This is a genomic window from Pelagibius sp. CAU 1746, from assembly GCF_039839785.1.
In the GTDB taxonomy this organism is placed as follows: Bacteria; Pseudomonadota; Alphaproteobacteria; order Kiloniellales; family Kiloniellaceae; genus Pelagibius.
The window spans coordinates 835,448-848,107 of record NZ_JBDOQT010000001.1 but is presented as its reverse complement, the minus strand read 5'-3'; the positions used below and the strand labels follow the sequence as shown (position 1 = coordinate 848,107).

The 12,660-nt window shown below is 69.1% G+C and carries 11 protein-coding genes; 8 read left to right on the top strand and 3 right to left on the bottom strand.

The window, feature by feature from the left end; genetic code table 11:
- The first annotated feature begins 75 nt into the window (after positions 1-75).
- Positions 76-987, top strand: coding sequence for a transglutaminase family protein (locus AAFN88_RS03955; RefSeq protein ID WP_347518345.1), 912 nt, complete (start codon positions 76-78; stop codon positions 985-987).
- Positions 988-1,147: 160 nt separating this feature from the next.
- Positions 1,148-1,930, top strand: coding sequence for a DUF1223 domain-containing protein (locus tag AAFN88_RS03950; RefSeq protein WP_347518343.1), 783 nt, complete (start codon positions 1,148-1,150; stop codon positions 1,928-1,930).
- 268 nt (positions 1,931-2,198) lie between these two features.
- Here the strand turns inward: AAFN88_RS03950 and htpG are convergent, their stop codons facing one another.
- On the bottom strand, positions 2,199-4,085 hold the full coding sequence (htpG, locus tag AAFN88_RS03945) for a molecular chaperone HtpG (protein ID WP_347518341.1): 1,887 nt from the start codon (positions 4,083-4,085) through the stop codon (positions 2,199-2,201).
- A 203-nt stretch (positions 4,086-4,288) separates the two neighbouring features.
- On the opposite strand from htpG, the gene AAFN88_RS03940 reads away from it, so the two are divergent.
- From AAFN88_RS03940 to AAFN88_RS03925, 4 genes are all read left to right on the top strand, one after another.
- Entirely contained in the window at positions 4,289-5,026 is a 738-nt protein-coding gene (locus AAFN88_RS03940) for a protein-L-isoaspartate(D-aspartate) O-methyltransferase (protein ID WP_347518340.1), read from the top strand.
- A 99-nt stretch (positions 5,027-5,125) separates the two neighbouring features.
- Entirely contained in the window at positions 5,126-8,077 is a 2,952-nt protein-coding gene (locus AAFN88_RS03935) for a helicase-related protein (RefSeq protein ID WP_347518339.1), read from the top strand.
- Positions 8,074-8,511, top strand: a complete 438-nt coding sequence (locus AAFN88_RS03930; protein WP_347518337.1) for an RNA-binding S4 domain-containing protein — start codon at positions 8,074-8,076, stop codon at positions 8,509-8,511. The genes AAFN88_RS03935 and AAFN88_RS03930 overlap by 4 nt, the downstream gene beginning before the upstream one ends.
- Positions 8,512-8,603: 92 nt before the next feature.
- A complete protein-coding gene (locus AAFN88_RS03925) occupies positions 8,604-9,344 on the top strand; it encodes a sulfite exporter TauE/SafE family protein (protein ID WP_347518335.1) in 741 nt (246 codons plus the stop codon).
- A 29-nt stretch (positions 9,345-9,373) separates the two neighbouring features.
- Here AAFN88_RS03925 and AAFN88_RS03920 read toward each other — a convergent pair whose 3' ends face one another.
- Together AAFN88_RS03920 and AAFN88_RS03915 are read right to left on the bottom strand one after the other, a co-directional pair.
- Positions 9,374-10,669 carry an FAD-binding oxidoreductase gene (locus tag AAFN88_RS03920; RefSeq protein ID WP_347521629.1) on the bottom strand — a complete coding sequence of 432 codons (1,296 nt, stop codon included), beginning with the start codon at positions 10,667-10,669 and terminating at the stop codon, positions 9,374-9,376.
- Positions 10,670-10,701: 32 nt separating this feature from the next.
- A complete protein-coding gene (locus AAFN88_RS03915; RefSeq protein ID WP_347518333.1) occupies positions 10,702-11,418 on the bottom strand; it encodes a DUF938 domain-containing protein in 717 nt (238 codons plus the stop codon).
- Positions 11,419-11,534: 116 nt separating this feature from the next.
- Between AAFN88_RS03915 and AAFN88_RS03910 the strand changes: the two genes are divergently transcribed.
- Positions 11,535-11,999, top strand: a complete 465-nt coding sequence (locus AAFN88_RS03910) for a TerB family tellurite resistance protein (RefSeq protein WP_347518331.1) — start codon at positions 11,535-11,537, stop codon at positions 11,997-11,999.
- A 92-nt stretch (positions 12,000-12,091) separates the two neighbouring features.
- Entirely contained in the window at positions 12,092-12,436 is a 345-nt protein-coding gene (gene fdxA, locus AAFN88_RS03905; protein ID WP_347518329.1) for a ferredoxin FdxA, read from the top strand.
- Positions 12,437-12,660 lie beyond the last annotated feature (224 nt).

Here is a 12,660-nt window from a genome sequence, read left to right as displayed (position 1 = left end):
CGCCGTTCTCCGGGGGCCGCACCTTGCGGCCGCGCGCGGCACCCCAACGAACGAGGCTATGGCTCCGCTGCCGCTATGACTCTCCTGACGGTCACGCATACGACGGTCTACCGCTACCGCAGGCCGGTACGCTTCGGCGAGCACCGCCTGATGTTCCGCCCGCGCGACAGCCACGACCTGCGCCTGGCCGAATCGGCCCTGACCATCTCGCCGGCGGCGGAGGTGCGCTGGATGCACGACGTCTTCTCCAACTCCATCGCCATCGCCTCCTTCGAGGAGGCGGCCGAGGAACTGCGCTTCGAGAGCCGCATCGTCATCGAGCACTTCGGCCTGGAGAACCCGGATTTCGTCATCGAGCCCTACGCCCAGACCTACCCCTTCAGCTATCCGGCCGAGGAGATTGCGGACCTGGGGCGTTCCGTGGAGCGGGACTACCCGGACCCGGAGCGCAAGATCGACGCCTGGGCGAAGGGGTTTCTCAACGGCGGCGGACAGGTCGGCACCCAGGATTTGCTGGTCAACATCACCAAGGCGATCCACGAAGGGTTCAGCTACTCCCGGCGCTATTCCCTGGGGACCCAGACGCCCGTGGAGACCCTGGAGAAGGGCGCCGGCACCTGCCGCGATCTGGCGATGTTCATGATGGGCGCGGTGCGCGCCCTGGGCCTGGCGGCGCGCTTCGTCTCCGGCTACCTCTACGATCCGGCGCTGGACGAGACCCTGCCCGGCGGCGCGGTCCAGGACGCAAAGCCGGACGATCCGATCCGCGGCGCCGGCGACACCCACGCCTGGGTGCAGGTCTACCTGCCCGGCGCCGGCTGGGTGGAGTTCGATCCGACCAACGGCCTGGTCGGCGGCGCCAACCTGATCCGCGTCGCCGTGGCGCGCGAACCCTTCCAGGCGGTGCCCCTGCAGGGTACCTACTACGGCACCGCCGAAGATTTCATCGACATGGACGTCGAGGTCCGCGTGGTCCGCGGCGGCTAAGGCCGCAGGAATTCCGTCCGCGATCAAGGCAATATCCTGACCGGACCGTCACCCGAACGTGACTGGCCCGTGAGCGTGGAACTCCGTAACGTTCTTCCCCATGAACCCACGACCCTTTACGCCGCGATCCTCCTCACGCCGAAACCCCGCGCTCAGCGTCTTGAGCGCCCTGGCCCTGGCCGCCGCGGCGGGCCTCGCCCTCTGGGTGGCGGAACCGGCCCGCGAGAGCCAAGCCGCCGCCGAGGACAACCAGCCGCTGCAACTGGCCGAGGGCACGGGCGCCAAGCGCCCCGTGGTGGTGGAGCTCTATACCTCCCAGGGCTGCAGCTCCTGCCCGCCGGCCGACGAGCTGCTGGGCGAGCTGGCGGCGCAACCGGGCGTCCTGGCCTTGTCGTTCCACGTCGACTACTGGGACTACATCGGCTGGAAAGATCCCTTCGCCGCCGCGCAGTACACCGAGCGCCAGCGCGACTACGCCGCCAAGCTGGGCCTGCGCTACATCTACACGCCGCAGATCGTGGTGGACGGGCGTCACGACGTGGTGGGCAGCAAGCGCCGCGCCGTCGCCCGCGCCATCGAGGACTCCGCCAAGAGCGCGGCGGCCGTGACCGTGACCCTGGACGAGAGCGACGGCGGCCGGGTGCTGCTCTCCGCCGGAACCGCGCCGGCCGGCGGCGCCACGGTGTGGCTGGTCACCTTCGACGACAGCCACCGTACCGACGTGGCGCGTGGCGAGAACAGCGGCCGCGCGCTGACCAACAGCAACGTGGTGCGCGAGCTGACGGCCCTGGGGAGTTGGGCCGGCGAAGAAAAGAGCTTCCCGCTGGACCTGGCCGCCGCCCGCGCCGAGGGCCGCGGCGGCTGTGCCGTCATCGTGCAGCAGGGCCGCGGCGGACCGATCATCGGCGCCGCGATGATCGACCTGGACGGCGCGGAGGGATAGTGCCGCGCGCAAGCGCCGACACCCATGACCGGCCGAACACCTGCCCTACACACTCTAAGTTTGCCCTGCCCACTCCAATCGTCACCCTCGGGCGTAACCCGAGGGTCCAGGGCAAGCGCTCCGTCACCTGCCCCTGGATCCTGGCTCGCGCTCGCTGCTGCCCGCTTGGCCGGGATGACATCCTGAGTGGACTAAGGGGAGGCTGAGTGGACTAAGGGGAGGCTGAGTGGACTAAGGGGAGGCTGAGTGGACTAAGGAGAGGCGCGCGCTAACCCGCCAGCAGTCCCTTTTCCACCAGCTTGGAGAGACGTTGCGAGAAGGCCGCCGCATCGGGCAGCGGCTCGCCCTCGATGATGCGCGCCTGATCGAGCAGCAGCCAAGCCGCGTCCTCCACCGTCTGGCCCGCGCCGTCCTTGCCGACCTGCCCGGCCAGCGCCTTGACCAGCGCGTGGCCGGGATTGACCTCCAGGATGCGCGAGGACGTCGTGTCGAGTTGGTGCTGCGCTTTCAGCATCCGTTCGAGATGCATGTCGAGGTCGCCGTCGTCGGCGACCAGGCAGACCGGGCTGGAGGTCAGGCGCTTGGAGGCGCGCACGTCCTTCACCGCGTCTTTCAGCGTCAGCTTCACGAAGGCGATGAGGGAATCGATCGCCGGGTCGGCCGCTTCCTTCTTGTCCTCTTCGCCCTCTTTCTTTTCGCCCTCGTCGCCGATCTTCTCCAGGTCGACGCCGCCGCGGGTCACCGACTTGAAGGGCTTGCCGTCGTAGCCGGGCACGGTGGAGAGCCAGAAGTCGTCGACCGGGTCGCTCAGGAGCAGCACTTCGACGCCCTTGGCGGCGAAACCTTCGAGCTGCGGACTCTTCGCCAGCGCCTCGGGGTCGTCGCCGGTGATGGTGAAGATCGCCTCCTGGCCCGGCTTCATCTCCTTCACGTAGTCGGCGAGGCTCACCAGTCCGTCGCGGGTGGTGGAGCGGAAACGCGCCAGCTCCAGCAGATTCTCGCGCTGCTGGCCGTCCTCGTAGAGGCCTTCCTTCAGCACCGCGCCGAAGGCGTTCCAGAAGGTGGCATAGTCCTCGGGCGCCTTCTCCGCCTTCTTCTTCAGTTCGCCCAGCACCTTCTTGCAGATCGCCTGGCGGATCTTGGCGAGGCGCGGATTGTTCTGCAGCAGCTCGCGGCTGACGTTCAGTGGCAGGTCCTCGGTATCGACGATGCCGCGCAGGAAACGCAGATAGGGCGGCAGCAACTCCGAGCAGTCGTCGGTGATGAAGACGCGCTTCACGTAGAGGCGCACGCCGGCCTTGCGGTCGGGGTGGAAGAGGTCGAAGGGCTTCTGCGAGGGAATGAACAGCAGGCCGGTGTATTCCATCACGCCCTCGGCCTTGAAGTGCAGGCGCAGCCAGGGGTCGTCGAAGGTGTGGCCGACGTGGTGATAGAACTCCTTGTATTGCTCCTCGGTGATCTCGCTCTTGGGCCGGGTCCACAGCGCCGAGGCGGCGTTCAGGGTCTCGTCGGCCTCGTCTTCCTTCCTCGACTCCAGCACCACCGGCACGGCGATGTGGTCGGAGTAGGTGGCGACGATCCGGCGCAGGCGCGCGGGGTCGAGATACTCCGTATCCGCCTCGCGCAGGTGCAGGACGATGCGGGTGCCGCGTGCCGGGGCGTCGGCCTCCTCGGCGACGGTGAATTCGCCCTTGCCGTCGGAGCTCCACTTCCAGCCCTTGTCCTCGCCGGCGCGGCGGGTCGAGACCTCGACCTTCTCGGCCACCATGAAGGCCGAGTAGAAGCCGACGCCGAACTGGCCGATCAGGTTGGCGCCCTCGGCCTTGCTCTCCAGCTGCTGGACGAAGGCGGCGGTGCCGGAGCGCGCGATGGTGCCGAGATTCTCGATCAGCTCCTCGCGGTTCATGCCGATGCCGTTGTCGGCGACTGTCAGGGTCTTGGCGGCGGGGTCGGCCTTGAGGCGGATCTTGAAGGAGGTGTCGTCACCCAAGAGGTCCGATTGCGTGAGCGCCGCGTGGCGCAGCCGGTCGCAGGCGTCGGAGGCGTTGGAGATCAGCTCCCGGAGGAAGATCTCCTTCTCCGAGTAAAGCGAGTGGGCGACGATGTCGAGAAGCCTGCTGACCTCGGCCTGAAAGCTAAGATGTTCTTCCGCCATTACCTTTCCGTCCGTCTCTTGCTGTCCTTCTGTATCCCCCTGGCGCGGCTGGGTTTCCAGGGGGCGCGGTCTCCGGCGATCCCTTGCTGTCCAGGGGTATCGGGGCCGCGACCGCGTGACATATGTGCGCAATCCATGTTGACTGCAAGTCTCTTGGCCGCCCGGACGGGGCACGCAGGGAGCCGGAAGGGGGAGCGGACGCCATGGCGGAAGAGCGCAAGACGGCGGAGCGGGCGAAAGAGCGCGCGGAGATGCTGCGCCTCATCGACGCGGAGGTCGCCGAGACCGCGCACTGGCTGGGCAAGGACAAGCTGGACCCGCGGGTCCGCGAGGCCCTGGCCCGCACCCCGCGCCACGCCTTCGTCCCGCGCATGGAAGAGGCCTATGCCTACGAGAACCAGCCGCTGCCCATCGGCCTGGGCCAGACCATCTCCCAGCCCTATATCGTCGCCATCATGACCGACCAGGCGAATATCGGGCCGGGCAGCCGGGTGCTGGAGGTCGGCACCGGCTCCGGCTACCAGGCGGCGGTGCTGGCCGAACTGGGCTGCGAGGTCTGGTCCATCGAGACGGTGCCGGAGCTGGCCGAGGCGGCCGCAAAGCGCCTGAAGGAGCTGGGCTACGGCAAGGTGCACTGCCGCCGGGGCGACGGCGCCAAGGGCTGGCCGGAGGCGGCGCCCTTCGACGCCATTCTGGTGACCGCCGCGGCCACCGCCATCCCGCCGGCCCTGATCGACCAGTTGAAGCACGGCGGGCGCATGATCATCCCGCTGGGGCCGCCCGACGGCGCCATCCGCTTCACCTCCACCCAGGACCTTCTGCGCATCGAGAAGGCCGGGGACGGCAGCGTGACGAAGCAAGTCGTCCTGCCGGTCGCCTTCGTGCCGTTGATCACGCCGCCCGAAGACGCCGCCCGGGAGGAGAATGGGGGCGAGGACTAAGCCCCCAAGAACCGACCCGAAATCGTCACGCTTCTGCCATAGGAATTCCCAAGGGAACACTTGCAATGGGGCGATAAAGCCCCGATTCTCTGAGGTATTATGTCGCTCTTCGCGCAAGGCCGTGTGACCGCCGTCCTCGGCCCCACCAATACCGGCAAGACCTATCTGGCGATCGACCGCATGCTCGGCCATTCGAGCGGCATGATCGGCTTTCCCTTGCGCCTGCTGGCCCGCGAGAACTACGACCGCATCGTGAAGATCAAGGGCGCGGCGCAGGTCGCGCTGGTCACCGGCGAGGAAAAGATTCTGCCGCCGGGCGCGCGCTATTTCTGCTGCACGGTGGAGTCCATGCCGGTCGACCGCCCGGTCTCCTTCCTGGCGGTGGACGAGATCCAGCTCTGCGCCGACCCGGAGCGCGGCCACGTCTTCACCGACCGCCTGCTGCACGCCCGGGGGCTGGCCGAAACCATGTTCCTGGGCGCCGAGACCATCCGCCCGGTGCTGCAGAAACTGGTGCCGGAGGCCGAGTTCGTCACCCGGCCGCGGTTTTCCACGCTCACCTACACCGGCCCGCAGAAGCTGACGCGGCTGCCGCCGCGCTCGGCCGTGGTCGCCTTCTCCGCCGCCGAGGTCTACGCCACCGCCGAGCTGCTGCGCCGCCAGCGCGGCGGCACCGCCGTGGTGCTGGGCGCGCTCAGCCCGCGCACCCGTAACGCCCAGGTCGCCCTCTTCGAGGCCGGGGAGGTCGACTACCTGGTGGCCACCGACGCCATCGGCATGGGCCTGAACCTGGACCTGGACCACGTCGCCTTCGCGCGCCTGCGCAAGTTCGACGGGCGCGGCCGGCGGCGGCTGACCGCCCCGGAGATCGGCCAGATCGCCGGGCGTGCCGGGCGCCACATGAGCGACGGCACCTTCGGCACCACCAGCGAGATCGGCCCCCTGAGCGAGGAGCTGGTCGAGGCGGTGGAGAACCACAGTTTCGACCCCATCTCCTTTGTGCACTGGCGCAACGTCGAGCTGGACTTCCGCGACCCGGCCAGCCTGTTGAAGAGCCTGGACCGCCATCCGCCGCGGCCCGAGCTGCTGCTGGTGCGCAACGCCGAGGACCAGATGGCGCTGGCCACCCTGGCGCACGACCCGGAGATCGGCCAGCTCGCCACCTCGGCCGATTCCGTGGCCCTGCTGTGGGAGGTCTGCCAGGTGCCGGACTTCCGCAAGATCCTGTCCGACCACCACGTCCAGCTTCTCTCGCAGATCTACACGCGGCTGATGCGCAACGACCTGCGGCTGCCGGAGGACTGGGTCGGCGGCCAGCTTCAGCGACTGGACCGTATCGACGGCGACATCGACCACCTGATCCAGCGCATCGCCCATGTGCGCACCTGGACCTACATCACCCACCGCGGCGACTGGCTGGAGGACAACGGGCACTGGCAGGGCCGCGCCCGCGCCATAGAGGACTCGCTGTCGGATGCCCTGCACGAGCGCCTGACCCAACGCTTCGTCGACCGCCGCACGGCGGTGCTGGTACGCCGCCTGCGCGGCGAGGGCGAGCTGATCGGCGCAGTGCGCAAGAGCGGCGAGGTGCTGGTCGAGGGCGAGTTCGTCGGCCGCCTGCAGGGCTTCAACTTCCAGCCCGACGAGGAAGTGACGGGCGAGGACGCACGCCCCCTGCTGACCGCGGCGCGGCGCGCGCTGACCGGCGAGATCCCCCGGCGGATCAAACAATTGGAGCAGGACAACGACGGCGCCTTCACCCTGGTGGAGGACAAGCTGGCCTGGCGCGGCACTCCCTTCGCACGCCTGGCCGCCGGCGACACCGTGCTGACGCCGCGCATCGAGGTGCTGGCCAGCGACTTCCTGGACGGGCCCGCCCGCGAGCGCCTGCGCAAGCGCGCCATCGCCTGGCTCAGCCGCCATATCCGAAACCAGCTAAAGCCGCTCTTCGCCGCCCAGTCGGCCGAACTGACCGCACCGGGCCGCGGCCTGCTGTTCCAGCTCGTCGAGGCCCTGGGCACCCTGCCGCGCCGGCCGCTGAAGGAGCAGCTCGCCGCGCTCACCAAGGCCGACCGCAAGGCTCTGGCGGCGCTGGGCGTGCGCCTGGGTGCGGTCAGCCTGTTCCTGCCCAAGCTGCAGCAGCCGCGCATTCTGGCGCTGCGCGCGCGGCTCTGGTCGATCCGCCAGGGCTGCCCCCTGCCCGCGCTGCCGCAGGAGGGCGCCAAGACCTTCGACCTGGCCGCCGGGCCGGGCGAAACCTATGCCGGCGTGCCGAAGCTGGAAGACTTTTGCCACGCCATCGGCTACCGCCGGGTGACGCGCAAGAGCGGCCCGGCATTGGCGGTGCGCGCCGACGTACTGGAGCGCCTGTCGCGCGAAGTCTTCAAGCGGGCAACGACGGAACCCAAAGCCCCGGCGCCTGATACCGAGCCGGCGGAGGACGCGGCGGCGACGGCAGAGGCGCCTCCTGCCGAGACTCCCGAGGTCGAGGTGGCCCAAGTTGAGGAAGCTGGGGTCGAGGAAGCTGGGGTCGAGGAAGCCAAGGCCGAGAAGCCCAAGTCCGAGAAGACCAAGTCCGAGAAGACCAAGGCCGAAAGGAAACCGCGGAAGAACCTCCCCATCGTCGCCGACGCGGCGCTCTGCGCGCTTGCCGACTGCAGCGAGGCGGATATGGAAGCGCTGCTCTTCGCGCTCGGCTATCGCCGCCAGGGCAGCCGCGACGGCGTCACCACCTTCGTGCGCAAGGGCCCCCGAAAAGACAGGGGTAAGGACGGGGGCAAGGAAAGCGCCGCCCGCCGGAAGGCGAAGCCCAAGGCGCGCGGCGAGCCCGGCGCGGAGGCCCCGGCCGAAGCGCACGGCAAGGCCCGGCCCAAGAGCAAAGGCAAGCCCAGGGACAAGGGCCCCCGGGACAGGGGGAAGGGCAAGCTGCTGGACAAGGCGGCCATCGCCGCGCGCAAGGCGCGCCAGGAGGAAGCCCGCCGGCGCGAGGAAAAGCGCATGGCCGACTCGCCCTTCGCGATCCTCAAGCAACTCTCGCTCGGCGGCGAATGAGCGACGCCGGCAGCCCTCAGGACAGCGCCAACCCGGCGAGCCCCGATCAAGCCAGCCTGCGCGCCGACAAGTGGCTGTGGTTCGCCCGCTTCTTCAAGAGCCGCAGCCTCGCCACCCAGATCTGTCAGGCCGGCAAGCTGCGCCTCTCCGGCCAGGGCGTGATCAAGGCCCACACCAAGGTGAAGGTGGGCGACGTCCTGACCTTTCCCCAGGCGCGCCACATCCGCGTCATCAAGGTGCTGGCGCTCGGCACCCGCCGCGGCCCGGCCAGCGAAGCGCAGGCGCTCTACGAAGACCTGAAGCCGCCGGAAGCCGAAAGCCGCCTGCCCAAGGGCACGCCCGACGCCCTCGCTACGGCGCAACGCGAGCCGGGGAGCGGCCGCCCCACCAAGCGCGACCGCCGCGCCTTGGAGAAGCTGCGCGACAACGAATAGAGTGCGCTTGCGCGATACGGAATAGGGCGCGTTTGCGCAAGGAAGACTGAAGCCGCGCTTCCCCGCCGCTGGGGGCTCTCCTAAGATGGCGCATGCCCGACGCCGCCGCCCTTGCCGCCATCGCCGCCGTCTTCCTGCTCGCCGGCACGGTGAAGGGGGTGGTCGGCTTCGGCCTGCCCACCGTCGCCCTGGCGCTGCTGGCCGTCGCGTTCGGCGTGCCGCAGGCCATGGCCCTGATGCTGGCGCCGGCTTTCGTCTCCAATATCTGGCAGTCGGTCGCCGGCGGCGGCGCGGTTCAGGTGCTGCGCCGCATCTGGCCCTTTCTGCTGGCCGCCGGCCTCTTCATCTTTCTGGGCGCCCTGGCGCTGACGCGCGTCGACCTGCGCTGGCTCTCCGCCCTGCTGGGCGCCGTGCTGATCGTCTACGCAGCGGTCAGTCTCGCCGGGCTGCACTTGCGCCTCACCGCCAGGCAGGCCCGCTGGGCCGGCCCCCTGATCGGCGCGGTGAACGGCGTGCTGACCGGCATGACGGGATCCTACGTAGTGCCTGGCGTGCTCTACCTGCAGGGCATCGGCCTGCCCCGCGACCAGCTGATCCAGGCCATGGGCATGCTGTTCCTCACCTCCACCCTGGCGCTGGGCCTGGCGCTGGGCGGCAACGACCTGCTGAACGCCGAACTGGGCCTGCTGTCCGCCGCGGCTCTGGCGCCGGCCCTGATCGGCATGGCGCTGGGCCAGAGGCTGCGCCGGCGCCTGCCGGAGCCGCTGTTCCGCAAGGTCTTCTTCGCCGCGCTGCTGCTGCTCGGCGCCTACATCATCGCCCGCGCGCTGTGAGGCTGGCGCGCCAGACCCTTTGCTGAGGCCTAAAGCTTGTCGCGCAGCGAGTAGTACAGCATGCCGACGACGAGGCTGGGCCAGCGCAGCAAGGCGCCGCCGGGAAAGCGCGGCGTCGGGATCTCGGCGAAGACGTCGAAACGCTCGGCCTGGCCGGCGATGGCTTCCGCGATGACCTTGCCCGCCAGCGTGGTCAGGGCCACGCCCTGCCCCGAGAAGCCCTGGGCATAGAAAACGTCCTTCTCCAGACGCCCGAAGGCCGGAAGGCGGTTCATGGTGATGGCCACCTTGCCGCCCCAGGCATAGTCGACGGCGACGTCGGCCAGTTGCGGAAAGACGCGCAGCATGCATTTGCGCACCAGCCCGGCGATATCCCGCGGATAGTTCATGCGATAGCTCTCGCCGCCGCCGAACAGCAGGCGGTGGTCGGCGGAGAAGCGGTAATAGTCGATCACGTATTTGCTGTCGGCCACCGCCGCGTCGTTGGCGATGAGGGTACGGGCGCGGGTCTCGCCCAGCGGTTCCGTCGCGATGACGAAATTGTTGATCGGCATGATGGTGGAGGTGATCGGCGGCGCCAGCTTGTCCAGGTGGCCGTTGCAGGCCAGCACCAGAAAGCCGGCCGACACCCGGCCCGCGGCCGTGCGCACCGCCGGCTTGCCGTCCCGCCGGACGATCTCCAGCGCCGGCGACATTTCGTGGATCGCCGCCCCCGCCTGCCGCGCCGCCCGGGCGAGCCCGAGGACGTAGTTCAGCGGATGCAGGTGCCCGGCGTCCGTGTCCAGCGCGCCGCCGTGGTAGCCGTCGCAGGCGACCAGCTCGCGCAGTTCCTCGCGGCTGAGCGCGCGGATGTGCTGGTAGCCGTAGTCGTCGCGCAGGGATCGCGCGTGGTCCTGCATCTCCTTGGCGTGCGACGGCTTGATGCCGGCGTGAATGATGCCCGGTTTCAGGTCGCAGGCGATGCCGTGGCGGGCGATGCGCTGTTTCACCAGCGCCTTCGACTCCTCGCCCAGTTCCCACAGCAGGCGCGCGCGGTCCTTGCCGACGATCTTTTCCATGCTTTCCGGATCGACGCGCTGGCCGCCGGAAAGCTGTCCGCCGTTGCGCCCGGAGGCGCCCCAGCCGACGCGCTGGGCCTCCAGCACCACCACCTTGTAGCCGCGCTCGGCCAGGTGGAGAGCCGTGGCGATGCCGGTAAAGCCGCCACCGACGACGCAGACGTCGCAGGCGACCTCGCCCTCCAGCGGCGGGGCGGTGTGCAGCTCCCTGGCGGTGGCCACGTAGTAGGAGCGGGGATAGGGCGGGATCGGCTGCGGCGTGCTCACGGTCAATTCGGCTTTCTCGGCATCCGGCGCTTCTAGCTTTGCTTGACGAACCAGACGGCCAGGTTGTTGGCGGGCAGCTCGGCGATCCGCGGCGCGGCGAAGCCGGCCCCGGCCGCCAGTGCGGCCACGGCCTCCAGGTCGCGCACCCCCCAGGCCGGGTTGCGGGCACGCAGTGAGGCGTCGAAGGCCTCGTTCGAGGGGGCGGTATGGGCGCCGCCGCGTTTGAACGGCCCGTAGAGGAAGAGGCCGCCGCCCGCGTTCAGAACCCGCGACGCCCCGGCGACCAGACCCTCGGCCGCCGGCCAGGGCGCGATGTGGATCATGTTGCAGCAGACCACCGCGTCGACGGGCCCGTCCAGCGGCCCGGCCGGCGCCAGCCAGTCCGGCCGGGTGGCGTCGAGGTCGAGCGGCGGCGCCAGGCTGCCGGGGCCGCCGGCCGCCAGATGGTCGTCGCGGTAGGCGGCGATGCTGGCCCGGCTTGCCGGCTCCGGATCGCTGGGCAGCCAGATCAATCCGGGAAAGCGGCCCGCGAAGTAGAGCGCGTGCTCGCCGCTGCCGCTGGCCACCTCCAGCACCCGCCCGCCGGCCTGGACCTCGGGCGGCAGCCATGTGGCCAGGACCTGCGCGATCGGCACGCGGTTGCGCTGCGTCGCGGGCGCGTGCAGATGGCCGCCGCCGGAAATCCCGCCCGGTTCCCCGGCCGGGTTCCCACGCGTTTTCGCACTGGGCGGAACGCTGTTGTCGGACATGCTCTGGGCCTTTCGATCAGACGCTAGCTATGCCAGGGCCCCAGGGTCCGGGCAAGGCCCAAAGACCGCAAGTTCCCTGGGGTTGCACGCCCTGGCGGGTGGTGATAACCAGTGCCGTGCTTCAGAAACTGAAAGCTTTATGGGGCGAACGTTCGGGCGCGGACAACGCGGCCGGCGGCCACGCCGACAAGCTGCAGCTGGCGACCGCCGCGCTGCTGATCGAAGCCGCCGAGATGGACGCCGACTTCGGTGCCGAGGAGCGGGCCACGATCACCGAACTGGTGGAGCGCCGCTTCGGCCTCAGCGCCGAGGAGAGCCGGGCGCTGGTCCGGGCGGCCAGCGACAAGGTTCAGCAGTCGGTCGAGGTCTTCGGCTTCACTCGTGAGATCAAGAACGCCTTCTCGCCGGAAGAGCGGATCGAGATGATGGAAATGCTGTGGGAAGTCGCCTACGCCGACGGCGCGCTGCACGACCTCGAGGCGAACCTGATGCGTCGCCTGGCCGGTCTGCTGCACGTCAGCGACCGCGACAGCGGACTGGCGCGTAAGCGCGTGCTGACCCGGCTAGGCCTGGAGGACTGACCCGCCGGCGGCCGGCGAAGGGCCGCGGGGCCGTTGGAAAGACAACTGCTGGAGTGCCGCCGCCGGGCGGACGCATGAGGAGAGTGAAGTCGATGACCTATGTCGTCACCGAAGCCTGCATCAAGTGCAAGTACATGGATTGTGTCGAAGTCTGCCCCGTGGACTGCTTCTACGAGGGGGAGAACATGCTTGTGATCCACCCCGACGAGTGCATCGACTGCGGCGTCTGCGAGCCGGAGTGCCCGCCCGAGGCCATCGTGCCCGATACCGACCCTCAGGCGGAAACCTGGCTGGAGTTGAACCGGGACTACTCGGACAACAAGTGGCCGAACATCACCCGCAAGGGCGAGGCGCCGGCCGACGCCGACGCGCACCGCGACGAGGCCGACAAGTATAAGAAATACTTCTCCGACAAGCCCGGCAATACCGACGGCTGAATGCGGCAGAAGAGCGCCGCAGACCCGGTGCCGGGCCGCAATAGCGCTGGGATTAAAGTCTTTAGTTAATTCCTGTGGATCAAATCACCGGGGGCCGCGGTATTAACCACCGCGGCCCTTGCTGCCGCTGAGTCCCAGTGTTTCCAAGAAAAACAACGTCCTTTCGCAACTGCGGTAGTTGTTTTTCCACAGCCTGTGTGATAAATTAGTTACATGAAAACCTG

Bases quoted from the DNA above. Each gene is read 5' to 3' on its own strand.
- AAFN88_RS03955 (WP_347518345.1), top strand. From the start codon at position 76: ATGACTCTCCTGACGGTCACGCATACGACGGTCTACCGCTACCGCAGG.
- htpG (WP_347518341.1), bottom strand. From the start codon at position 4,085: ATGGCGGAAGAACATCTTAGCTTTCAGGCCGAGGTCAGCAGGCTTCTC.
- AAFN88_RS03940 (WP_347518340.1), top strand. From the start codon at position 4,289: ATGGCGGAAGAGCGCAAGACGGCGGAGCGGGCGAAAGAGCGCGCGGAG.
- AAFN88_RS03935 (WP_347518339.1), top strand. From the start codon at position 5,126: ATGTCGCTCTTCGCGCAAGGCCGTGTGACCGCCGTCCTCGGCCCCACC.
- AAFN88_RS03930 (WP_347518337.1), top strand. From the start codon at position 8,074: ATGAGCGACGCCGGCAGCCCTCAGGACAGCGCCAACCCGGCGAGCCCC.
- AAFN88_RS03925 (WP_347518335.1), top strand. From the start codon at position 8,604: ATGCCCGACGCCGCCGCCCTTGCCGCCATCGCCGCCGTCTTCCTGCTC.
- AAFN88_RS03915 (WP_347518333.1), bottom strand. From the start codon at position 11,418: ATGTCCGACAACAGCGTTCCGCCCAGTGCGAAAACGCGTGGGAACCCG.
- fdxA (WP_347518329.1), top strand. From the start codon at position 12,092: ATGACCTATGTCGTCACCGAAGCCTGCATCAAGTGCAAGTACATGGAT.